Genomic DNA, 23,908 nt, shown 5'->3' on the forward strand with positions numbered 1-23,908 from the left:
GACCGCGAGCGGAGGTCCGGCGCCCCTTCGCCCCGGTCAGCCGCCCAGGACCGTCCAGGTGTCGTTGCCGGCGAGGAGGGCGGAGAGGTCCGCCTTGCCCTGCTGCGCGATCGCGGTGTCGAGTTGGTCGGCCATGAGGGTGTCGTAGACGGGTCGTTGGACGCTGCGCAGGACTCCGATGGGGGTGTGGTGGAGGGTGTCGGGGTCGGCGAGGCGGGAGAGGGCGAAGGCGGTGGTGGGGCTGGTGGTGTGGGCGTCGTGGACGAGGAGGTGGGGGGTGTTCTCGGGGGTGAGGGTGACTGCTTCGAGGTCGCCGGTGGTGGGGTTGCGGATGACGCCCTTGGTGAGGTCGGTGCCGAAGCGGACGGGTTGGCCGTGTTCGAGGCGGATGACGGCTTCTTGGGCTTGTTCGTTGTCCTTGAGGGCTTCGAAGGCGCCGTCGTTGAAGATGTTGCAGTTCTGGTAGATCTCGACGAGTGCGGTGCCTTGGTGGTCGGCGGCTTGGCGCAGGACGTCGGTGAGGTGTTTGCGGTCGGAGTCGATGGTGCGGGCGACGAAGCCGGCTTCGGCTCCGATGGCGAGGGAGACGGGGTTGAAGGGGGCGTCGAGGGAGCCCATGGGGGTGGATTTGGTGATTTTGCCGAGTTCTGAGGTGGGGGAGTACTGGCCTTTGGTGAGGCCGTAGATGCGGTTGTTGAAGAGGAGGATTTTGAGGTTGACGTTGCGGCGGAGGGCGTGGATGAGGTGGTTTCCGCCGATGGAGAGGGCGTCTCCGTCGCCGGTGACGACCCAGACGGAGAGGTCGCGGCGGGAGGTGGCGAGGCCGGTGGCGATGGCGGGTGCGCGTCCGTGGATGGAGTGCATGCCGTAGGTGTTCATGTAGTAGGGGAATCGGGAGGAGCAGCCGATTCCGGAGACGAAGACGATGTTCTCCTTGGCGAGGCCGAGTTCGGGCATGAAGCCCTGGACGGCGGCGAGCACGGCGTAGTCGCCGCAGCCCGGGCACCAGCGGACCTCCTGATCCGACTTGAAGTCCTTCGCCGACTGGACGGCTTCCGCCTTCGGGACGAGGGACAGGGCTTCACTGGGCACGACTTGCCTCCTGGACGGCCTCGGCCAACTGCGCGGCTTTGAAGGGCATCCCGTTGACCTGGGTGACGGAATGGATGTTCGTCAGGTACTTCGCCCGGATCAGGGTGGCGAGCTGGCCGAGGTTCATCTCCGGCAGCACCACCTTGTCGTAGCGCTCCAAGACCTCGTCCAGATTGCGGGGGAAGGGATTCAGATGGCGCAGGTGGGCCTGAGCGACGGGGAAGCCGTCCTTGCGCAGCCGGCGTACGGCCGCGGTGATGGGGCCGTACGTGGAACCCCAGCCGAGGACGAGGGTGCGGGCCTCGTCGGGGTCGTCCACGTCCAGGTCGGGGACCCGGATGCCGTCGATCTTGGCCTGGCGGGTGCGGACCATGAACTCGTGGTTGGCGGGGTCGTAGGAGATGTTGCCGGTGCCGTCCTGCTTCTCGATGCCGCCGATGCGGTGTTCGAGGCCGGGCGTGCCCGGGACCGCCCACGGGCGCGCCAGGGTCTGCGGATCGCGTTTGTACGGCCAGAACACCTCGGTGCCATCCGCCAGCTGGTGGTTCGGACCGGTGGCGAAGCGGGTGCGCAGATCCGGAAGTTCGTCCACGTCCGGGATCTTCCAGGGCTCGGAGCCGTTGGCGAGGTAGCCGTCGGACAGCAGGAACACCGGAGTGCGGTAGGTCAGGGCGATCCGGGCCGCGTCGATCGCGGCGTCGAAGCAGTCCGCTGGGGTGCGCGGGGCCACGATCGGGACCGGTGCCTCGCCGTTGCGCCCGTACATGGCCTGGAGCAGGTCGGCCTGCTCGGTCTTGGTCGGCAGCCCCGTCGAGGGACCGCCCCGCTGGATGTCCACGATCAGCAGCGGCAGCTCCAGCGACACCGCCAGGCCGATCGTCTCCGACTTCAGCGCCACACCGGGACCCGAGGTGGTCGTGACCCCGAGGGCGCCGCCGAACGCCGCACCCAGGGCCGCGCCGATGCCCGCGATCTCGTCCTCGGCCTGGAAACTGCGGATCCCGAAGTTCTTGTGCCGGCTCAGCTCGTGCAGGATGTCGGACGCCGGGGTGATCGGGTACGAGCCCAGGTAGACCGGCAGGTCGGCCAGGTGCCCGGCGGCGATGAGGCCGTACGACAGGGCCAGGTTCCCGGAGATGTTGCGGTAGGTGCCGTTGGGGAACGCGCTGGTGGCGGGCGCGACCTCGTAGGAGACCGCGAAGTCCTCGGTGGTCTCGCCGAAGTTCCAGCCCGCCCGGAAGGCGGCCACGTTCGCCTCGGCGATCTCCGGCTTCTTCGCGAACTTGGTCCGCAGGAAGGTCTCCGTGCCCTCGGTCGGGCGGTGGTACATCCACGACAGCAGGCCCAGCGCGAACATGTTCTTGCTGCGCTCGGCCTCCTTGCGCGACAGCCCGAACCCCTCCAGCGCCTCCACCGTCAACGTGGTGAGCGGCACCGGGTGCACGCGGTAGGCGTCCAACGAGCCGTCCTCCAGCGGGGACGTCGCGTAGCCGACCTTGGCCATCGGGCGCTTGGTGAACTCATCGGAATTGACGATGATCTCCGCGCCGCGCGGGACGTCCGCGATGTTCGCCTTCAGCGCCGCCGGGTTCATCGCCACCAGGACGTCCGGGGCATCGCCCGGCGTCAGGATGTCGTGATCGGCGAAATGCAGCTGGAAGGACGACACGCCCGGAAGGGTGCCGGCAGGGGCACGGATCTCGGCGGGGAAGTTGGGGAGGGTCGAGAGGTCGTTGCCGAAGGAGGCCGTCTCCGAAGTGAAACGGTCTCCGGTCAGCTGCATGCCGTCGCCCGAGTCACCCGCGAAACGGATGATCACACGGTCGAGGCGGCGGACTTCCTTCTCGCCGGTCGGGGGAATGGCAGTCTCGGTCATCACTCAGGCCTTGATCTCGCAGATGGTGGCGCCGGAGGTGAGGGACGCGCCGACTTCGGCCTTGAGGCCGACGATGGTGCCGGAGCGGTGTGCGTTGAGGGGTTGTTCCATCTTCATGGCCTCGAGGACGACGATCAGGTCGCCTTCGTCGACCTGTTGGCCTTCCTCGACGGCGATCTTGACGATGGTTCCCTGCATCGGGGAGGCGAGGGTGTCGCCGGAGGCGGTTTTGACGCTCTTGTTGCCGCGCCGCTTGATCTTGGTTGCGGTACCACCGCCCGCGGTGGCCGCACCCCGTGTGAAGGTCGTCCCCAGCGAGGCGGGCAGCGAGACCTCCAAGCGACGGCCGCCGACCTCGACCACCAGCGATTCGCGTCCCTCTTCCGCCTCGGGATCCTCGCCCGCCACCGCGTTGAAGGCCTTGATGTCGTTGACGAACTCGGTTTCGATCCAGCGGGTGTGGACCGTGAAGGGTCCTTCCGTGGGGGCGAAGGCGGGGTCGGTGACGACGGCGCGGTGGAAGGGCAGGGCGGTGGCCATGCCCTCGATCTCGAACTCGGCGAGGGCGCGGGCCGCGCGCTGGAGGGCCTGTTCGCGGGTGGCGCCGGTGACGATCAGCTTCGCCAGGAGGGAGTCCCAGGCCGGGCCGATGACCGAGCCGGATTCGACGCCCGCGTCGAGGCGGACGCCGGGGCCCGACGGCGGGGCGAAGCGGGTGACGGTGCCGGGGGCGGGCAGGAAGCCGCGGCCGGGGTCCTCGCCGTTGATGCGGAACTCGAAGGAGTGTCCGCGCAGGACCGGGTCGCCGTAGCCGAGTTCCTCGCCGTCGGCGATGCGGAACATCTCCCGCACCAGGTCGAGGCCGGTGACCTCCTCGGTGACGGGGTGTTCGACCTGGAGGCGGGTGTTGACCTCCAGGAAGGAGATCAGGCCGTCGGCGGAGACCAGGAACTCCACGGTGCCCGCGCCGACGTAGCCGGCTTCCTTCAGGATCGCCTTGGAGGCGGCGTACAGCTCGGCGTTCTGGGCGTCCGTCAGGAACGGCGCCGGGGCCTCCTCGACCAGCTTCTGATGCCGGCGCTGGAGCGAGCAGTCACGCGTGGAGACGACCACGACGTTGCCGTGGGTGTCGGCCAGGCACTGCGTCTCCACGTGACGCGGCTTGTCGAGGTAACGCTCGACGAAGCACTCACCACGCCCGAACGCGGCGACGGCCTCACGCACGGCGGAGTCGTACAGCTCGGGGACCTCTTCGAGGGTCCGGGCGACCTTCAGACCACGACCGCCGCCACCGAAGGCGGCCTTGATCGCGATGGGCAGGCCGTGTTCCTTCGCGAACGCCACGACCTCCTCCGACCCGGAGACCGGGTCGGGGGTGCCGGCGACCAGCGGCGCGCCGGCGCGTTGGGCGATGTGACGGGCGGCGACCTTGTCACCCAGATCACGGATGGCCTGCGGCGGCGGGCCGATCCAGGTCAGGCCAGCGTCGAGGACGGCCTGCGCGAACTCGGCGTTCTCCGACAGGAAGCCGTACCCGGGATGGATCGCGTCCGCGCCGGAGTCCGCCGCCGCCCGCAGAACCTTCGCGATGTCCAAATAGCTGGCGGCCGGCGTGTCACCGCCCAACGCGAAAGCCTCATCCGCCGCACGCACATGCAGAGCGTCCCGATCCGGATCCGCGTAAACAGCCACACTCCCGATCCCCGCATCCCGGCAAGCCCGAGCAACGCGGACAGCGATCTCGCCGCGGTTCGCAATCAGCACCTTACGCACGAACGCTCTCCTCAACTTCGGTGACAGTTCGAACCATCGACGGTCAAAAACGTAGCCCCGGCTCATCGCCGGCGGCCCACCGGCAGGTAATCACCGCACGAGGACCGCCAGAGAACGCCTGGTGACCGAGTTGTGGTCGGGTGGCCGCGCCCCGGGTTCTCCCGCGGTTCTCGTGCCGCGGCTCTGCTCCGGCGCTCTTCTCTCGTGTCTCATGGAGGTATGCGGTCATGACCGATGTGTCCCGTCGGGTGCTCATGAAAGGCGCGGCGCTGACCGGCGGCGCTCTGGCGGTGCCCACGATCGGTGTCGTGGCGGCCGCGGGAACCGCCGAGGCGGCCGTCGTCGAAGGCACCGGGGAGGCTGCCGCCCGCGCGGCCGTCCCCGCCCCGATCACCGTCACCCGCACCGATCCGCGCTACCGCGGCCTCATATCGGGCTCCAACCAGCGCTGGGTCGGCTCCCCCGACTACGTCCGGCTCGTCGGCTCCGCCGACCAGGTCGTCAGCGCGGTGCAGGAGGCCGTCGACAGGAAACTCAAGGTCGTGGTCCGCAGCGGCGGCCACTGCGACGAGGACTTCACCACCAACCCCGAGGTCCGGGTCGTCATCGACATGGCCGGGCTGGGCTCCATCGCGTACGACCCGCGGATGCGCGCCATCGCCGTCGAGCCGGGCGCCCTGCTGGGCACCGTCTACCGCACCCTCTACAAGCGTTGGGGCGTCGTCCTGCCCGGCGGCACCTGCCCGACCGTCGGCGCCGGCGGACACATCAGCGGCGGCGGCTACGGCGCGCTGTCACGTTCGCGCGGACTGACCGTCGACCACCTGTACGCCGTCGAGGTCGTCCACGTCGACCAGAACGGTCGGGCCCGCACGGTGGTCGCGACCCGTGAGGCGAACGACCCGAACCGCGAGCTGTGGTGGGCCCACACCGGGGGCGGCGGCGGGAACTTCGGGATCGTCACCAAGTACTGGCTGCGCTCCCCGGGCGCCACCGGCGACGACCCGACGAAGCTGCTGCCCAAGGCGCCCTCCGAGGTGATCCTGTCGGACGTCAGCTGGTCCTGGGACGACCTGGACGAGGCGAGCTTCACCCGGCTCGTGCACAACTTCAACGTCTGGCACGAGAACAACTCGGGCCCCGGCGACCCGGGCCGGTTCCTCTACAGCCAGTTCAAGGCGATGCACAAGGCGGCCGGCTACTTCCGGATGAGCACCCAGATCGACGCGGCGGCTCCGAACGCCGATCAGGTGCTCGACGGGTTCCTCGCGGCCGTCTCCGAGGGCACCGGGGTCCGCTACACCGTCGGCGACCGCTACCGGGCGCCGTGGCTGTACGCGGTCACCGAGTGGTCCGGTTTCGTCGAGGCCGCCGTGCCGCGCTGGAAGTCCAAGTCGGCGTACATCCGCAAGGCGATGCCGCAGGACCAGTTGAAGGCGATGTACCGGCAGCTGACCCGCACCGACTACCCGGGACCGTACGGCATGATCGCCCTGGTCAGCTTCGGCGGCAGGATCAACGACACGGCGAGCACGGACACCGCAACCGCCCAGCGGGACTCCGTCGCCAAGATGCTCTACTGCAGCCTCTGGACGAACCCGGCGGACGACGCGGTCCACCAGAACTGGGTGCGCGAGGCCTACGCGGACGTGTACGCGAGCACCGGCGGCGTGCCCCGCCCGGGCGGGGTCAACGACGGCTGCTACATCAACTACGCGGACGCCGACATCGCCGATCCGACGCTCAACACCTCGGGCATCCCCTGGCACCGGCTGTACTTCAAGGACAACTACCCGCGCCTCCAGCGGGCCAAGGCGAAGTGGGACCCGCGGGACGTCTTCTCGCACCGCCTCGGCATCCGCCTGCCGTAACGATTCCTCACACCGCGGCACCGCACCCCTCACCCGCGGTGCCGCACCCAAGGGGAGAGCCCCGCCGGCCTCGGGCCGGCGGGGCTCTCTCGTGGCCGCCCCCGTCACGGGGCCGCCGGGAAGTGGCCTTCCTCGACGAAGAAGCCGACGTACTTCTCGAACAGCTCCTTCGTCAGCACGGGGATCTCGACGCCGGTCCCGGCCAGCGCCGCCGCCGTCTCGGTGGTGTCGATCGGCGGGTAGAACCCGTCGGTGTCGGACGTCATCATCTCGAAGGCGTCCAACAGCGGCAGCAGCGCGTTGTCGCCCGCCTTCACCGTGGTGTTCCAGTTGTCCCAGCTCACCTCGTCGAGCTCGTAGCCCAGGCCGCGCAGGAACTCGGCGCACCGGGTCAGGGCCAGCGAACTCTGGTTGAAGAGGTGGAAGGTGCGGCCCATCGCGCCGGGCTGCCGCGAGATGCCGGTGATGGCCGCGCTGACGTAGTCGACCGGCAGCAGGTGGAAGCGGCCCTCGGTGCCCTTGGGGATGCTCCGGGACTGGACCAGCCCCTTCAGCGTCAGCCACACGAAGTCGGCGGTCTGGCAGGCGCCGTTGACCTGGTCGCCGGAGATCACGTCGACGCGGTAGACCGAGACCGGCAGGCCCCGGTCCCGGGCCAGCCCGATGATCTGCTCCGCGACCCACTTGGAGCGCAGGTACCCGCTCGCGAGGGCCTCGGCCGGCCCGGTCGGGTCGGTCACCTTCAGCGGGACGCCGGGCTCGCGCACCCCGTTGAAGACACCGACGGTGGAGACGTAGTGCACCGGCACGGTGCGGTGGCGCGCCGCGAGCCGCAGCACCTCCTCCGTACCCGTCACGTTCGAGGCCTTGAGGGTCTCGTACGGGTGCAGCCAGTGCACCCGGGCGCCGTTGTGGTAGACCACGTCGACGGTGCGGGCGAGGGCGTCGAAGGCCTCCTCGGTCAGACCGAGCCGCGGCTCGGCCAGGTCGCCGAGGACGATCGACAGCCGGTCCTCGTCGATCTCGTCCCACACCCGGTACCAGCGGGCGTTGGCCTTCAGCCGCTCCAGGGCCGAGGCCTCGTCCTCGCCGCGGACCAGGCAGCGCACCCGGCCCGTGGTGCCGCGCATCAGGTCCCGCAGCAGGAACGCGCCGAGGAAGCCGCTGGCCCCCGTCAGCAGGATCTCCTTCGGGTCCACGGCGGTCCGTACGACCTCCTGCGCGGGCCGGATGTCGTCGGCGAGCCGGATTTCCGCCGCGTAGTCCGTTCCCTTGCGGCCGGCGGAACTGCTGGCGACCTCGCCGTGCAGGAACGCGGCGAGCGCGAGCGGCGTCGGGTGGTCGAAGACCAGCGTCGGCGGCAGCTTGAGGCCGGTGGCCGTGCCCAACTGGTTGCGCAGCTCGACCGAGGTGAGCGAGTCGAAGCCCAGCGCCGAGAACGGCTGCCCGGTGTCGATCGCCGAGGTGTCGGAGTGCCCGAGGACCGCCGAGACCTGCGCGAGGACGACCTCCAGCACCGCCCGCGACTGCTCCTCGGCCGCCAGCCCGGCCAGCCGGTCCGCCAGGGTCTCCGTGGTGACCTCGGTGTTCTGGGCGGTCCGGCGGGCCGGCGTGCGGACCAGCTTGCTCAGCAGCACCGGCACCTGGACCTGCTCCCGCAGGGTCGCGAGGTCCATCGGGGTGGCGACCAGCGCCGCGTGACCGGTCTCCAACGCGATGTCCAGCAGGGCGGGACCCTGCTCGGACTCCACGGGGCGGAAGCCGCTGCGGGCGATGCGCTGGAGGTCGGCCTGGTCGAGGTGACCGGTCATGCCGCTGGTCTGGGACCACAGGCCCCAGGCGAGCGACGTCGCGGCGAGGCCCCGGGCCTTGCGGTGCTGGGCGAGCCCGTCGAGGAAGTGGTTCGCGGCCGAGTACGTGGACTGGCCGGGACCGCCGACGACCGCCGCGATCGACGAGAAGAGCACGAAGGCGGACAGGTCCAGGTCCTTCGTCAGCTCGTGCAGGTTCCACGAGGCGTCGACCTTGGGCCGCAGCACCGCCGAGAGCCGTTCCGGGGTCTGCGATCCGATCAGCCCGTCGTCCAGGACTCCGGCGGTGTGCAGGACACCGGTCAGCGGGTGCGAACGCGGGACGTCCGCCAGCACCGCGGCCAGCGCCTCCCGGTCGGCGACGTCGCAGGCCGCGATGGTCACCCGGGCGCCGAGCGAGGTCAGTTCGGCCGCGAGCGCGCCCGCCCCCTCCGCGGCGAGACCGCGCCGGCTGGTGAGCAGCAGGTTCCGTACGCCGTGCTCGACGACCAGGTGCCGGGCGAACAGGGCGCCGAGGCTGCCGGTGCCGCCGGTGATCAGGACGGTGCCGTCGGGGTTCCACTCGCCGGTGCGGCCCGCGGCCGACTCGGAGATCCGGCCCAGGCGCGGTATCAGCACCTGCCCGGCACGGACGGCCGACTGCGGTTCCCCGGAGGCGACCACCGAGGCCAGTACCGCGAACGGGTCGGCGGCGGGGTCGTCCAGGTCGAGGTCGTGGTCGACGAGCACGATCCGGCCGGGGTTCTCGGACTGCGCGGAGCGCAGCAGGCCCCACACGGTGGCCGCGCCCAGGTCGGTGACGTCCTCGTCGCGGGCGGCCACGCCGCCGCGGGTGAGGACCACCAGCCGGGTGTCGGTCAGGCGTTCCTCGGCCAGCCAGTTCTGTACGAGGGCCAGCGCGTCCCGGGCCGCCGTGTGCACGTCGGCGGCCCGGTCCCCGGTGTCGGGGGTCTCCTGGCGGGCCAGGACGACGTCGACGCGTTCGCCGGCGCCGATGACCCGCGCGGCCCGGGCCACGTCGGTGAACCGGCGGTCCCCGAAACCGTCCTTGCCCAGGGTCGCCCAGTGGGTGGTGTCCCCGGTGGCGACGACCGGGTAGGGCGCCCAGTCGACGTGGAAGAGGGAGTCGCGCCGGCGGGCCAGGGCGTTGGAGACCTCGCCGACGGCGATGGCCCGGCAGGCGACCGACGCGACCCGGGCGACGGGCTGTCCGCTCTGGTCGGCGAGCTGGACGACCAGCGCGTCGTCGGCGTCGAGCGAGAGCCGTACGCGCAGCTTGGAGGCGCCGGTCGCGTACAGCCGGACGCCCTTCCAGTCGGTGGAGATCCAGACCGCGCCCTCGGGGACGGTGCCGTAGCTCGCGAGGCAGGAGGCCGCCAGCGCGACTTCGAGGAGGGCCGGGTGCAGACCGAAACCGGCCTGGCTGGTGCGGCTGCCGTCGGGCAGGCTCACCTCGGCGTACACCTCGTCGTCGCGGCGCCAGACGGCGTCCAGGCCCCGGTAGACCGGGCCGTAGACGTAGCCCTGCGTGGCGAGCTTCTCGTACGCGTCGTGCAGCGGGACCTCCTCGGCCCCGGCGGGCGGCCACTCGGTGAGCGCGAACGGCTCGTCGGCGCCCTGGAAGCTGAGGTGACCGCGGGCGTTGAGGGTCCACGGCACGTCGGCGTTGTCGGGCCGCGAGTAGATCGCCAGCTCGCGGCGGCCGCCGCCGGCGGCGGAGCCCACGCTGACCTGGAGGTGGATGCCGCCCTTCTCGGGCAGGGCCAGCGGGCCGAGGATCGACAGGTCGTCGAGGACGGTGCTGCCCAGCTCGTCGCCGGCGCGGATCGCCATCTCGATCAGCGCGGTCGCCGGCACCAGGATCTGGCCCAGGACGATGTGGTCCGCGAGCCAGGGATGGGTGCGCAGCGAGAGCCGGCTGGTGAACAGGACCTGGTCGGAGCCGGCGATGGTGACCGCGGCGCCGAGCAGCGGGTGGTCCGCCGATTCGAGGCCCAGGTCGGAGGCGTCAGCCACGATCCCGCTGGTCTCGACCCAGTACCGCTCGTGCTGGAAGGCGTACGTCGGCAGGTCGGCGCGGCGGGCGCCCGTGTCGGCGAAGAACGCCCGCCACCCGACGGGAACGCCCGCCGTGTGGAGCCGGCCGAGCCCGCTGACGAGGGTCTCGGCGTCGGGGCGGCCCCGGCGCAGCAGCGGCACGGCCGTCGCGTCGGTGAGGGTGTCGCGGACCAGCCCGGCCAGGACGGCGTCGGGGCCGATCTCGACGAAGGTCGTCGCGCCGAACTGCTCCATGGTGTGGACCGCGTCGGTGAAGCGGACGGCGCCGCGGACCTGGTCGGTCCAGTAGCCGGGGGTGCGCAGGTCGTCGCCGGTGGCGAGCTTGCCGGTGAGGGTGGAGATGACGGGCAGCTGCGGCTTGTTGTAGGTGAGGGTGGCCGCGACCTTTCGGAACTCCTCCAGCATGCCGTTCATGTGGGGGGAGTGGAAGGCGTGCGAGACCGTCAGGCGCTTGCTCTTGCGGCCCCGTTCGGCGAGCTTCTCGGCGACCTGGAGAGCCGCCTCCTCGTCGCCGGAGACGACGACGGAGGTCGGGCCGTTGACGGCGGCGATCGAGAGCCGGTCCTCCAGGCCTTCGAGGAGCGGCAGCACCTCCGCCTCCGTGGCCTGGACGGCGATCATGGCGCCGCCCGTGGGCAGGGCCTGCATCAGCCGCGCCCGGGCGACCACCAGCTTCGCGGTGTCCGCGAGGTCGAGGACGCCCGCGATGTGGGCGGCCGTCAGCTCGCCGATGGAGTGCCCGGCGAGGTGGTCGGGGGTGATCCCCCAGGACTCGACGAGGCGGTACAGGGCCACCTCGACGGCGAACAGGGCCGGCTGGGTGTAGCCCGTCTCGTCCAGGTCCGTGCCCGAGGCGATGACCTCGCGGATCGGCCGGTCCAGATGCTTGTCCAGCTCGGCGGCGACCGCGTCGAAGGCCTCGGCGTACACGGGGAAGTGCGCGTACAGCTCCTCGCCCATCCCGGCACGCTGCGCGCCCTGGCCGGTGAAGACGAACGCCGTGTGGCCGCCCGCCTTCGCGCCCCGCACCACGCTCGCGTCCGGTGCGCCGGCGGCCAGCGAGCGCAGGCCGTCCAGCAGCGCGTCCCGGTCGGCGCCGACGACCACCGCGCGCTGCTCCAGCGCCGCACGGCCGGTGGCCAGCGAGTACGCCACGTCCAGCGGGGAGGGTCCGGCATCGGCCTCCACCAGCTCCAGCAGGCGCCGGGCCTGGTCGGCGAGCGCGTCGGGGGTCTTCGCGCCCAGCGTCCACGGCAGGAAGGGGAGCGCGCGGACGGGCGCGTCGCCGGCCGGCTGCGCCTCCTCGGAGGCCTCCTCGGTCGGCGGCTCCTCCAGGATGACGTGGGCGTTGGTGCCGCTGACGCCGAAGGCGGAGATGCCGGCGCGGCGCGGCGCGCCGCCGGCGGGCCACGGGCGGGCCTCGGTCAGCAAGGAGACGGCGCCCGCGTCCCAGTCGACCATCGGGGTCGGCTCGTCGATGTTCAGGGTCCTGGGCAGCACCCCGTGCCGCATCGCCATGATCATCTTGATGACGCCGCCCGCGCCGGCCGCCGCGACGCTGTGCCCGATGTTCGACTTCAACGAGCCCAGGTGCAGCGGCCGGTCCGCCGGGCGGTTCTGCCCGTAGGTGGCCAGCAGCGCCTGCGCCTCGATCGGGTCGCCGAGCCGGGTCCCGGTGCCGTGCGCCTCCACCGCGTCCACGTCGGCCGCGAACAGCTTCGCGGCGGCCAACGCCTGGTGGATGACCCGCTCCTGGGAGGGGCCGTTGGGGGCGGTCAGCCCGTTGGAGGCGCCGTCCTGGTTGACGGCGCTGCCGCGGATCACGGCGAGGACCTCGTGGCCGTTGCGCCGGGCGTCCGACAGCTTCTCGACGAGCAGCAGACCGACGCCCTCCGACCAGGCGGTGCCGTCGGCCGCCGCGGCGAACGACTTGATCCGGCCGTCCTCGGCCAGCCCGTTCTGCCGCGAGAAGTCGACGAACCCGCTCGGGTTGCCCGACACCGTCGAACCGCCCGCCAGCGCCATGGACGACTCGCCCTTGCGGACCGACTGCACCGCCAGGTGCAGGGCCACCAGCGAGGAGGAGCACGCCGTGTCCACGGACACGGCCGGGCCCTCGAAACCGAAGGAGTACGCGATGCGGCCCGAGGCGACGGCGCTCAACTTGCTCGTCATCAGATAGCCCTCAAGCTCCTCGGGGCCCTCCAGCCCCAGATAGCTCTGCTCCACCACGCCCGCGAACACGCCGACCGGGGTGCCCCGCAGTGAGGTCGGGTCGATGCCCGCCTGCTCGAAGGTCTCCCACGCGGTCTCCAACAGCACCCGCTGCTGCGGGTCCATGGCGAGCGCCTCACGGGGCGAGATCCCGAAGAAGCCGGGGTCGAAGAGGGCCGCGCCCGCAAGGAACCCGCCCTTCTTCGTGTACGACTTGCCGGGCTTGCCGCGCTCCGGGTCGTAGAGGGCGTCGATGTCCCAGCCGCGGTCCTCGGGCCAGTCGGTGATCCCGTCGGCCTCGTCCATGACCAGCTTCCACAGGGTCTCCGGAGAGGTCACCCCGCCCGGGAAGCGGCAGGCCATGCCGACGATGGCGACCGGCTCGTCCTGGCCGGCCTCCAGTTCCGCGACCCGCTGCCTCGTCTTCTGAAGGTCGGTGGTCACCCACTTGAGGTACTCGACCATCTTCTGTTCTTTGGAAACAGCCTGGTCCGTGGACGCTGCCGGTTCGTTGGACTTGGTCTCATTGGACATGCGAAATCAACTTCTCCTCAGAGCTGCGTACGTCGGGACCATCAGTTCGCGGAACGGCCGAGCTGGTTGTCGATGAAGTCGAAGAGGTCGTCCGCGGAAGCGGATTCGATCGTGCTCGCCAGGTCCGGGCCCGCGGCCGTTGCCGTCGCCTCGTTCAGCCTGGCCAGGATCGCCTGGAGACGTACAGAGACCGTGGAGCGCGCCTGGACGTCTTCCAGGAGGGCGGTCAGGCTCGCCTCCACCCGGTCAAGGTCGGCCATCACGGGCGCCGACGCGTCGCCGGCGCCGTCGGGCGCCACCTCGCCCAGCACGTGCTCCGCGAGGGCGGTGGGGGTCGGGTGGTCGAAGACCACCGTGGCGGACAGCCTCACCCCCGTCGCCGCACCGAGACGGTTGCGCAGTTCCACCGCCGTCATGGAGTCGAAGCCCATCTCCTGGAAGGCCCGGTCGGCCTGCACCGCGTCCTGGCCCGAGTGCCCCAGCACCGTGGCCACTTCACCGCGTACGAGGTCCAGCACCAGCTGGTGCTGCTCCAGCGCCGACAACCCGGCCAGCCGGGTCGCGAGGAGCTCCACGGAGCCCGTGCCGGACTGGGCCGCGCGCCGGTTCGCCACCCGCACCAGGGACCGGAACACCGGCGGCACCAGGCCGTGCGCCCGCATCGCGGACAGGTCGACCGGGAGCACCACGACCGCCGGGCCGCCGCCCGCCGCGGCCGCATCGAAGAGACCGCCTCCCTCCTGCGGGGTGACCGGCCGGAAGCCCTCGCGGCCGAACCGCTTCAGGTCGTTCTCGTCCAAGCCCGCGTTGATTCCGTGGCTCAGGTCCCACAGGCCCCAGGCCAGTGAGGTCGCCGGCAGCCCGAGGGCCCGACGGTGCGCGGCCAGGCCGTCCAGGAAGGCGTTGGCCGCCGCGTAGTTGGACTGGCCGGGGCCACCGATGACACCGACGCTGGAGGAGAACAGCACGAAGGCCGACAACCCCAGGTCCCGCGTCAACTCGTGCAGGTGCCAGGCCGCGTCCGCCTTCGGACGCAGCACGGCGGTCAGACTGTCCGGTCCGAGCGCCGCGACCAGAGCGTTGTCGAGGACACCCGCGGCGTGCACCACGCCCCGCAGCGGATGTTCCGTCGGGATCGCCGCCAGGGCCGCGGCCAGCGCGTCCCGGTCGGAGACGTCCACGGAGGACAGCGTCACCCGGGCGCCGAGCGCCCCGAGTTCGGCCCGCAACTCCGCCGCGCCCGCGGCGTCCGCACCACTGCGGCTGACCAGCAGCAGGTTCCGTACGCCGTGCTCGGCGACCAGGTGCCGGGCGAACAGCGCGCCCAGCGCCCCGGTACCACCGGTGATCAGCACGGTGCCCTCCGGACCCCACGGGGTCGGCGCGCCCTCGCTCTCGGAGACCACGCGGCGCAGCCTCGGCAGCAGTACCTCGCCGCCGCGCAGCGCCGCCTGCGGCTCGCCCGAGGTGAGTACGGCGGACAGGGCGTCCACCGGCACCGCGCCGGCGTCCGTGTGGTCCAGGTCGACCAGCACGATCCGGTCCGGGGCCTCGGCCTGCGCGGAGCGCAGCAGCCCCCACACGGTGGCCGAGCCCGGCTCGGGAACCCCCTCGGAACCGGTGTCGACCGCGCCCCGGGTGAGGACCACCAGACGGGTCGCCTCCAACCGGTCGTCGGCCAGCCAGTCCTGCGCCAGCGACAGGGCCTGTCGCGCCGCCGCGTGGGCCGCGCCCACCACGTCACCCGAGGTGTCCGGCGCGATGCGGGCCACCACGGCGTCCACGGCGGCCCCGGCCTCGGCGGCCTTGCCGACCGCCGCCACCTCCTCGAAGGACGGCCCGTCGAAACCGCCCTCGGCGGCGCCGAGGACGCCCCAGCGGACCCGGCTGCCCGGCTCGGGCAGCGCGGTGGCCGACCAGTCCACCCGGAACAGCGGCAGGTTGCCGCCGGCGCGCGCGGTGAACTCCTCGTCCGGCACGTCTCGGAAGACGAGCCGCTCGATCGTGGCGACGGGCTGCTCCTCCGCGTCCGAGAGCCGTACGGTCACGGCCCCGTCCGCGTCCCCGTCGAGCGGGGCGATCCGCACCCGCACGGCGGTCGCGCCGGTCGCGTGCAGCCGGACACCCTGCCACCGGGCCGGGACCCTGGTCGTGCCGGCCTCGCCGGCGCCGCCGGCCCCGGCGAGCGCGGCCTCCAGCAGCGCCGGGTGCAGCTCGTACGCGGCCGCGTCGGGCAGCAGTTCCTCGGGCAGCCGGACCTCGACGGCCTCGCCGCCCACCGCGGCGGGCACCTGCTGTCCGCCGGTGGTCTCGAAGGCGCCGTGCGCGTGGGCCGTCCAACCGGCCTCGGCCTCGTCGCCGCGGGTGTGGACCGTGAAGGGACGCCGCCCGGAGTCGTCCACCGGGCCCACGCCCAACTGGAGTTGGAGGGCGCCCTGTACGGGCAGCACCACGGGGGTGCTCGACTCCAGCTCGGCGAGCCCGGCCAGCCCCAGTTCGTCGCTCGCCCGGACCGCCAGCTCCACCAGCGCGGAGGACGGCAGGACGGCCGAGTCGAAGACGGCGTGCTCGGCCAGCCACGGGTGCGAGCGCACCGAGAGCCGGCTGGTGAACAGCACCTGGTCGGCCCCGGCGATGGTGACGGCCGCCCCGAGCAGCGGGTGCCCGGTCGGGTTCAGGCCGTACCCGGCGTCGGCCGCCGCACCCGATCCCTTCAACCAGAACGCCTCGTGCTGGAAGGCGTACGTCGGCAGGTCGGTCCGCTCTGCGCCCGTACCGGCGAAGTAGGCCTCCCAGTCGACGCGGACGCCGCGGCTGTGCAGCCGGCCCACGCCCGCGACGAGGGTCTCCGCTTCGGGGCGACCCCGCCGCAGCAGCGGCACGGCGGCCGCGTCCGTCACGATGTTCTGCGCCAGGGCGGTGAGGACGGCGTCGGGGCCGATCTCGGTGAAGGTGGTGGTGCCGAGGGTTTCCAGGGTGGTGACGGCGTCGGTGAAGCGGACGGCGCCGCGGACCTGTTCGGTCCAGTAGTCGGCGGTGCGCAGGTCGTCGCCGGTGGCGAGTCGGCCCGTGAGGGTGGAGACGATGGGGATGCGGGGTTCGTCGTAGGTGAGGCCGGCCGCGACGGCCTTGAACTCCGTGAGCATTCCGTCCATGTGGGGGGAGTGGAAGGCGTGGGAGACGGTGAGCCGCTTGGTCTTGCGGCCCTGTGTCTCGAACCGCTCCGCGAGGTGCAGGGCCGCGTTCTCGTCGCCGGAGACGACCACCGATGTGGGGCCGTTGACGGCGGCGATGGCGAGGTGGTCGTGGAGGTCTTGGAGGTGGGGGAGTACTTCGGTTTCGGTGGCTTGGAGGGCGATCATGGCGCCGCCGGTGGGCAGGGCCTGCATGAGTCGGGCGCGGGCGGCGACGAGTTTCGCGGCGTCGGGGAGGGTGAGGATCCCGGCGATGTGTGCGGCGGCGAGTTCGCCGATGGAGTGCCCGGCGAGGTGGTCGGGCTTGAGGCCCCAGGACTCGACGAGGCGGTACAGGGCCACCTCGACGGCGAACAGGGCCGGCTGGGTGTAGCCCGTCTCGTCCAGGTCCGTGCCCGAGGCGATGACCTCGCGGATCGGCCGGTCCAGGTGCTTGTCCAGCTCTGCCGCGACGGCGTCGAAGGCGGCGGTGTAGGCGGGGAAGGCGGCGTACAGTTCCTCGCCCATCCCGGCGCGCTGCGCGCCCTGACCCGTGAACAGGAACGCCGACTTCCCGCCGACCCGGCTGTCACGCACGACCCCCGGCGCCGAGGCACCCGAAGCGAGCGCCCGCAGGCCCTCCACCAGGGCCTCCCGGTCCGTGCCGACGACCGCCGCCCGGTGCTCGAACAGCGAGCGACCACCCGCCAGGGAGACACCGACGTCGATCGGGTCGACGTCCGCGCCGGCTCCGGAGAACAGCTCCAGCAGCCGCCGGGCCTGGTCCGTCACGGCCTGCGCCGTCTTGCCGGACAGGGTCCACGGCACCACCGCAAGCGGCGACCGGTCCCGGTCGACGGCGGAGGGCTCGGGCCGGGCCGCGGGCTGTTCGATGATGACGTGCGCGTTGGTGCCGCTGATGCCGAAGGAGGAGACGGCCGCACGGCGCGGACGCTCGTACGTCTGCCAGGGCCGGGCCTCGGTGAGCAGCTCGACCGCGCCCGCCTCCCAGTCGACGTGCCCGGACGGCGCGTCCACGTGCAGCGTCCGGGGCAGCACCTCGTGGCGCATGGCCTCGATCATCTTGATGACGCTGCCGACGCCGGCGGCGGCCTGGCTGTGCCCGATGTTCGACTTCAACGAGCCGAGGTACAGCGGCCGCTCCTCCGGACGCCCCTGGCCGTAGGTGGCCAGCAGGGCCTGCGCCTCGATCGGGTCGCCCAGGGTGGTGCCCGTGCCGTGCGCCTCGACGACGTCCACGTCGGCCGTGGTCAGACCGGCGTTGGCCAGCGCCTGGCGGATGACCCGCTCCTGGGACGGCCCGTTGGGGGCGGTCAGACCGTTGGAGGCGCCGTCCTGGTTGATGGCGGAGCCCCGGATGACCGCGAGCACGGTGTGTCCGTTGCGTTCGGCGTCGGAGAGCCGCTCGACCAGCAGCAGGCCCACGCCCTCGCTCCAGCCGGTGCCGTCGGCGCCCGCCGCGAAGGGCTTGCAGCGGCCGTCGGGGGACAGCCCGCGCTGACGGGAGAACTCCACGTACGAGGTGGGGCTGGACATCACGGTGACACCGCCGGCGAGCGCGAGGTCGCACTCGCCGGAGCGCAGCGCGTTCGCCGCCATGTGCATGGCCACCAGCGAGGAGGAGCAGGCCGTGTCGACGGTGACCGCCGGGCCCTCCAGGCCCAGCGTGTACGAGACCCGGCCCGAGGCCACACTGCCCGCGTTGCCGCTGGCCAGGTAGCCCTCCAGGTCCTCCGGGATCGTCGTGAGCGCCGAGCCGTAGTCGTGGTACATCACACCGGCGAACACGCCCGTGCGGCTGCCGCGCAGCGAGGCCGGGACGATGCCCGCGTTCTCCACGGTCTCCCAGGCGGTCTCCAACAGCAGCCGCTGCTGCGGGTCGGTGGCCAGCGCCTCGCGCGGGGACATCCCGAAGAACTCCGGGTCGAACAGGTCCGCGTCGTGCAGGAAGCCGCCGCCCCGGGCGTACGTGGTGCCCGTGTGGTCGGGGTCCGGGTGGTACAGGTTCTCCAGGTCCCAGCCCCGGTTGACCGGGAACTCGGTGATCGCGTCCGCGCCCCGCGCGACCAGCCGCCACAGGTCCGCGGGCGAGGAGACCCCGCCCGGGTAGCGGCAGGCCATGCCGACGATCGCGATCGGCTCCGGCGCGCCGCCCGAACCGGCCGCGACGGTGGCGGCCACGACGGCGGCCGGGGCGTTCTCGCGGTTCCCGAACAGCTCCGCCGACAGGTGCGCGGCCAGGGCCGCCGGGTTCGGGTAGTCGAAGACGAGAGTGCTGGGCAGCCGCATGCCGGTGGCCGTGTTGAGCTGGTTGCGTAGTTCCACCGCGGTCAGCGAGTCGAAGCCCAGTTCCTGGAAGGCGCGGTCGGCGTCGATGCCGGTGTGGTCGGCGTGCCCGAGCACCCCGGCGACCCTCGCCCGGACCAGGTCGATCAGCGCCTGGTCCCGTTCGGTCGCGGAGAGCGCGCCCAGCCGGTCGGCCAACGAGGACTCGCCGGCCGCGCGGGCCGCGGCCTTGCGCGGGGCGGCCGTGACCAGGCCTCGGAACAGCGGGTGCGGGCCGTCGGTCTGCTTGCGCAGCGCGGCGGTGTTCAGCCGGGTCACCGCGAGGATCGCCTCGCCGGTGCCGGGGGCCGCGTCGAAGAGGTCCATCGCGTCGGCGGAGGACAGCGGCAGCAGACCGGTGCGCTCGATACGCCTGAGGTCGGCCTCTTCCAGCGAGCCGCTGAGGGTGCTGGCCTGGGCCCACAGGCCCCAGGCCAGTGAGGTGGCCGGCAGGCCGTGGGCCTGCCGGTACTGGGCGAGGGCGTCCAGGTAGGTGTTGCCCGCCGCGTAGTTGGCCTGGCCGGCGTTGCCGATCAGGCCGGCGATGGAGGAGTAGAGGACGAAGGCCGACAGGTCCAGGTCCTTGGTGAGGTCGTGCAGGTTCCAGGCCGCGTCGACCTTGGGCGCCAGCACCTTCCCCAGCCGCTCGGGGGTGAGCGAGGAGAGCAGGCCGTCGTCCAGTACGCCCGCGGTGTGGATCACGCCGGTGAGCGGCTGCTCCGCGGGGATCGCCGCCAGCACGCCCGCCAAGGCCTCCCGGTCGGCGACATCGCAGGCGGCCACGGTGACCTCGGCGCCGAGCCCGGTCAATTCGGCCGTCAACTCGGCCGCGCCCGCCGCCTCGGTACCGCGCCGGCTGAGGAGCAGCAGGTGCCGTGCGCCGTGTTCGGTGACCAGGTGGCGGGCCAGTACGCCGCCCAGCGCTCCGGTCGCGCCGGTGATCAGGGTCGTGCCCCGGTCCCAACGCGGCGTCACCGCCCGCGCGTCCTGACTCGTACGGGCCAGACGCGGCACGAGGAACGCGTCCCCGCGCACCGCGATCTGCGGCTCGCCCGAGGCCAGGACCGCGGCCGGCAGCGTGTCGCCGTCCAGGTCCACCAGGACGATCCGCCCCGGGTTCTCGCTCTGCGCCACGCGCAGCAGACCCCACACGGAGGCCTGCGCCAGATCGGTCACGGGCTCGTCGGCGGTGGCGACGGCGCCCCGGGTGACCACCACCAGCGTGGTGTCGGCGAACCGCTCGTCGGCCGTCCAGGACTGGACCGTCGCGAGAGCCTCCCGTACCGCGCGGTGCGTGGCGGCCGGCACGTCGGTGTCGACGCCGCCGGCCGGCAGCGCGAGGACGAGCGTGGTCGGCACGGGTTCGGCCGCGGCGACCGAGGCGAGGTCGGCGTACGGGCGGGCACCGTCGACGGCGAGGTCGCCGATCACGGCCCAGCCCGAGGTGTCCACCGTCGGGCGCGCGGCGGGCAGCGTGTTCCAGGCGACGCGGAACAGCCCGTCACGGGCCGTGGAGTTTGCCTCGCGCAGCGCCTCCTTCGACAGCGGGCGCAGCAGCAGCGACTCGACGGTCGCCACCGGGGCGCCCGTCCCGTCGGCCACCGTCAGCGACGCCACCTCGGGGCCGGTCAGCGTCAACCGCACCCGCAGCGCGGCGGCGCCCGTGGCGTGCACGCTCACCCCGGACCAGGAGAACGGCAGCAGCGCCACCCGCTCGTCGTCCACCACACCCGGCAGCAGCGGGTGCAGCGCCGCGTCCAGCAGCGCCGGGTGCAGCAGGAAGCGTCCGGCGTCGGCGCGCCGCGCGTCCGGCAGGGCCAGCTCGGCGAAGATCTCCCCGTCGCCCTTCCAGACGCGGCGCAGCCCCTGGAAGGCAGGGCCGTACGCGTAGTCCTGGGCGGCGAGCCGCTCGTACACCCCGTCCAGGGGGACCTCGGTCGCACCGGCCGGCGGCCACACCGACAGGGCCTCGCCGCCGGTGTCGGCGGCGGGGGCCAGGACGCCCTTGGCGTTCAGGGTCCACGGTCGGGCCTCGGCCGGCTCCTCGCCGTCGGGACGCGAGTACACGTCCACTCCGCGGCGACCCGAGGCGTCCGCGTCCGCGACCACGAGCTGGACCTGCACACCGCCGTGCTCGGGCAGCACCAGCGGGGCCGACAGGGTCAATTCCTCCACCTGCGGGGTGCCGAGCCGGCCTCCCGCCAGGACGGCCAGTTCCACGAAGGCGGTGCCCGGGAGCAGGACACTGCCGAGGACGGCGTGGTCCCCCAGCCAGGGGTGGGAGCGCAGCGACAACCGGCTGGTGAAGAGGGTCTGCTCCCCCTCGGCGAGGTCCAGGCTGGCCCCGAGGATGGGGTGGTCGGTGGGGCTCAGGCCGAGCCCCGACGCGTCGGCGGGTGCCTCGACGGTGTCGAGCCAGTAGCGCTCGCGCTGGAAGGCGTACGTCGGCAGGTCGAGGGCGGAGTCGAGCCGGCCGCCGAAGTACGCGGACCAGTCGACGCGACCGCCTCGCGCGTACACCTGGCCCACGGCCGAGGCCAGTTGCGGGGCCTCGGGGCGGCCCGCCCGCAGGGTGGCCGCGGCCACCGCGGCGTCGGGGTCCTCGACGGCTCCCGTCACCAGGGCGGTGAGGACGGCGTCGGGGCCGATCTCGGTGAAGGTGGTGGTGCCGAGGGTTTCCAGGGTGGTGACGGCGTCGGTGAAGCGGACGGCGCCGCGGACCTGTTCGGTCCAGTAGTCGGGAGTGCGCAGGTCGTCGCCGGTGGCGAGTCGGCCGGTGAGGGTGGAGACGATGGGGATGCGGGGTTCGTCGTAGGTGAGGCCGGCCGCGACGGCCTTGAACTCCGTGAGCATTCCGTCCATGTGGGGGGAGTGGAAGGCGTGGGAGACGGTGAGCCGCTTGGTCTTGCGGCCCTGTGTCTCGAACCGCTCCGCGAGGTTCAGGGCCGCGTTCTCGTCGCCGGAGACGACGACTGAGGTGGGGCCGTTGACGGCGGCGATGGCGAGGTGGTCGTGGAGGTCTTGGAGGTGGGGGAGTACTTCGGTTTCGGTGGCTTGGAGGGCGATCATGGCGCCGCCGGTGGGCAGGGCCTGCATGAGTCGGGCGCGGGCGGCGACGAGTTTCGCGGCGTCGGGGAGGGTGAGGATTCCGGCGATGTGTGCGGCGGTGAGTTCGCCGATGGAGTGGCCGGCGAGGTGGTCGGGCTTGAGGCCCCAGGATTCCAGGAGGCGGTAGAGGGCGACTTCGAGGGCGAAGAGGGCGGGTTGGGTGTTGCCGGTGTCGTCGAGGGCTTCGCCGGTGGTGATGACCTCGCGGATCGGCCGGTCGAGGTGCTTGTCCAGCTCTGCCGCGACGGCGTCGAAGGCGGCGGTGTAGGCGGGGAAGGCGGCGTACAGTTCCTCGCCCATCCCGGCGCGCTGCGCGCCCTGACCCGTGAACAGGAACGCCGACTTCCCGGCGGACTTCGCACCCCGCACCAGCCCCGGGGCGGAACCGTCCTCGGCCAGCGCCCGCAGGCCCCGCACCAGCTCCTCACGGTCGACGCCCGCGACCACCGCCCGGTGGTCGAACGCCGCCCGCCCGCCGACCAGCGCCCGGCCCAGCTCGGCCGGATCGAGGTCCCCGTGGGCGTCCACGTACGCCAGCAGCCGCTCCGCCTGCCCCGCCACGGCCCGAGCCGACTTGCCGGACAGCACCCACGGCACCACCGGCAGGGCCGGCGGGGCCGGCTGCGGCTCCGTGTCGGCCGCCTCCGGGGCGGGCGGGGCCTGCTCGACGACCACGTGCGCGTTGGTTCCGCCGAACCCGAAGGAGGACACGCCGGCCCGGCGCGGAGCACCGGTCTCGGGCCACTCCCGGGCCTCGTGGAGGAGCGCGACCGCGCCCGCCTCCCAGTCGATCCGGGTCGAGGGCTCCTGCGCGTGCAGGGTCTTGGGCAGCACCCCGTGCCGGATCGCCTGGACCATCTTGATGATGCCGCCGACGCCGGCGGCGGCCTGGCTGTGCCCGATGTTCGACTTCAGGGAGCCGAGGTACAGCGGGCGGTCCTCCGGCCGGTCCTGGCCGTAGGTGGCCAGCAGGGCCTGCGCCTCGATCGGGTCACCGAGCGAGGTGCCGGTGCCGTGCGCCTCGACCACGTCCACGTCGGCCGTGGTCAGACCGGCGTTGGCCAGCGCCTGGAGGATGACCCGCTCCTGGGAGGGACCGTTGGGCGCGGTCAGACCGTTGGACGCGCCGTCCTGGTTGACGGCCGTACCGCGGATCACCGCGAGCACGGTGTGCCCGTTGCGCCGCGCGTCGGAGAGCCGCTCCACGAGCAGCAGACCCACGCCCTCGGCCCAGCCCGTGCCGTCCGCGTGCTCCGAGAAGGACTTGCAGCGGCCGTCGGCGGACAGGCCGCGCAGCCGGGAGAACTCGATGAAGGCGGTGGGCGTCGACATCACGGCCGCGCCGCCGGCGAGCGCGAGGTCGCACTCGCCGGAGCGCAGCGCGTTCGCCGCCATGTGCATGGCCACCAGCGAGGAGGAGCAGGCCGTGTCGACGGTGACCGTGGGCCCCTCCAGCCCGAAGGTGTAAGCCAGCCGGCCCGAGGCGATGCTGCCCGCGCTGCCGCTGAACAGGTACCCCTCGTTGCCCTCGGCGGGCAGCCCGGCCCGCGAGCCGTAGTCGTTGTACATCAGGCCCGTGAACACGCCCGTACGGCTGCCCCGCAGCGAGGCCGGATCGATCCCGGCCCGCTCGAAGGCCTCCCAGGTGGTCTCCAGCAGCAGCCGCTGCTGGGGGTCCACGGCGAGCGCCTCGCGCGGGGACATCCCGAAGAACTCGGGGTCGAACCGGTCGGCCTCGTGCAGGAACCCGCCCTCGGCGGTGTACGAGGTGCCCGCCGCGTCGGGGTCGGTGTCGTACAACCCCTCCAGGTCCCAGCCGCGGTTGACGGGGAACCCGCCGACCGCGTCGACCCCGTCGGTGACCAGCTTCCAGAGGTCATCGGGGGTGGCGACCCCGCCGGGGTACCGGCACGCCATCCCGACGATCGCGATGGGCTCCTGCGCCTTGTCCTCCACCTCGCGCAGACGCTTCTTCGCGTCCCGGGCATCGGCGATGGCCCGCTTGAGGTAGTCCCGGAGTTCTTGCTCGTTCGCCACGTGATCTCAGCTCCC

Annotated in this window: 5 protein-coding genes and 1 pseudogene; 1 reads left to right on the plus strand and 5 read right to left on the minus strand. The window is 72.6% G+C overall.

Annotated elements, in window-relative coordinates; genetic code table 11:
* Positions 1–36: 36 nt before the first annotated feature.
* The 3 genes from OG906_RS36005 to OG906_RS36015 are packed head-to-tail and all read right to left on the minus strand — an operon-like array spanning position 37 to position 4,741.
* Positions 37–1,092, minus strand: a complete 1,056-nt coding sequence (locus OG906_RS36005; RefSeq protein ID WP_329448468.1) for a 2-oxoacid:ferredoxin oxidoreductase subunit beta — start codon at positions 1,090–1,092, stop codon at positions 37–39.
* Positions 1,082–2,968: a 2-oxoacid:acceptor oxidoreductase subunit alpha gene (locus tag OG906_RS36010; protein WP_329448469.1), complete on the minus strand. Its 1,887-nt coding sequence runs from the start codon at positions 2,966–2,968 to the stop codon at positions 1,082–1,084. The genes OG906_RS36005 and OG906_RS36010 overlap by 11 nt, the downstream gene beginning before the upstream one ends.
* Positions 2,969–2,971: 3 nt before the next feature.
* A complete protein-coding gene (locus OG906_RS36015) occupies positions 2,972–4,741 on the minus strand; it encodes an acetyl/propionyl/methylcrotonyl-CoA carboxylase subunit alpha (protein ID WP_329448470.1) in 1,770 nt (589 codons plus the stop codon).
* Positions 4,742–4,968: 227 nt separating this feature from the next.
* Here OG906_RS36015 and OG906_RS36020 point away from each other — a divergent pair, with 227 nt between their 5' ends.
* Positions 4,969–6,612 (plus strand): FAD-binding oxidoreductase, encoded by a 1,644-nt coding sequence (locus OG906_RS36020; RefSeq protein ID WP_329448471.1) that lies wholly within the window; start codon positions 4,969–4,971, stop codon positions 6,610–6,612.
* Between the two features lie 104 nt (positions 6,613–6,716).
* Here the strand turns inward: OG906_RS36020 and OG906_RS36025 are convergent, their stop codons facing one another.
* Together OG906_RS36025 and OG906_RS36030 are read right to left on the minus strand one after the other, a co-directional pair.
* A complete protein-coding gene (locus OG906_RS36025; protein WP_329448472.1) occupies positions 6,717–13,229 on the minus strand; it encodes a type I polyketide synthase in 6,513 nt (2,170 codons plus the stop codon).
* Positions 13,230–13,270: 41 nt separating this feature from the next.
* A pseudogene (locus OG906_RS36030) lies at positions 13,271–23,869 on the minus strand (SDR family NAD(P)-dependent oxidoreductase); the annotation flags it as partial.
* Positions 23,870–23,908 lie beyond the last annotated feature (39 nt).

The sequence above is a fragment of the Streptomyces sp. NBC_01426 genome, assembly GCF_036231985.1.
GTDB lineage: Bacteria > Actinomycetota > Actinomycetes > Streptomycetales > Streptomycetaceae > Streptomyces.

Coding starts and splice junctions, on each gene's coding strand:
- OG906_RS36010 (WP_329448469.1), bottom strand. CDS start 2,968: ATGACCGAGACTGCCATTCCCCCGACCGGCGAGAAGGAAGTCCGCCGC.
- OG906_RS36025 (WP_329448472.1), bottom strand. CDS start 13,229: ATGTCCAATGAGACCAAGTCCAACGAACCGGCAGCGTCCACGGACCAG.
- OG906_RS36020 (WP_329448471.1), top strand. CDS start 4,969: ATGACCGATGTGTCCCGTCGGGTGCTCATGAAAGGCGCGGCGCTGACC.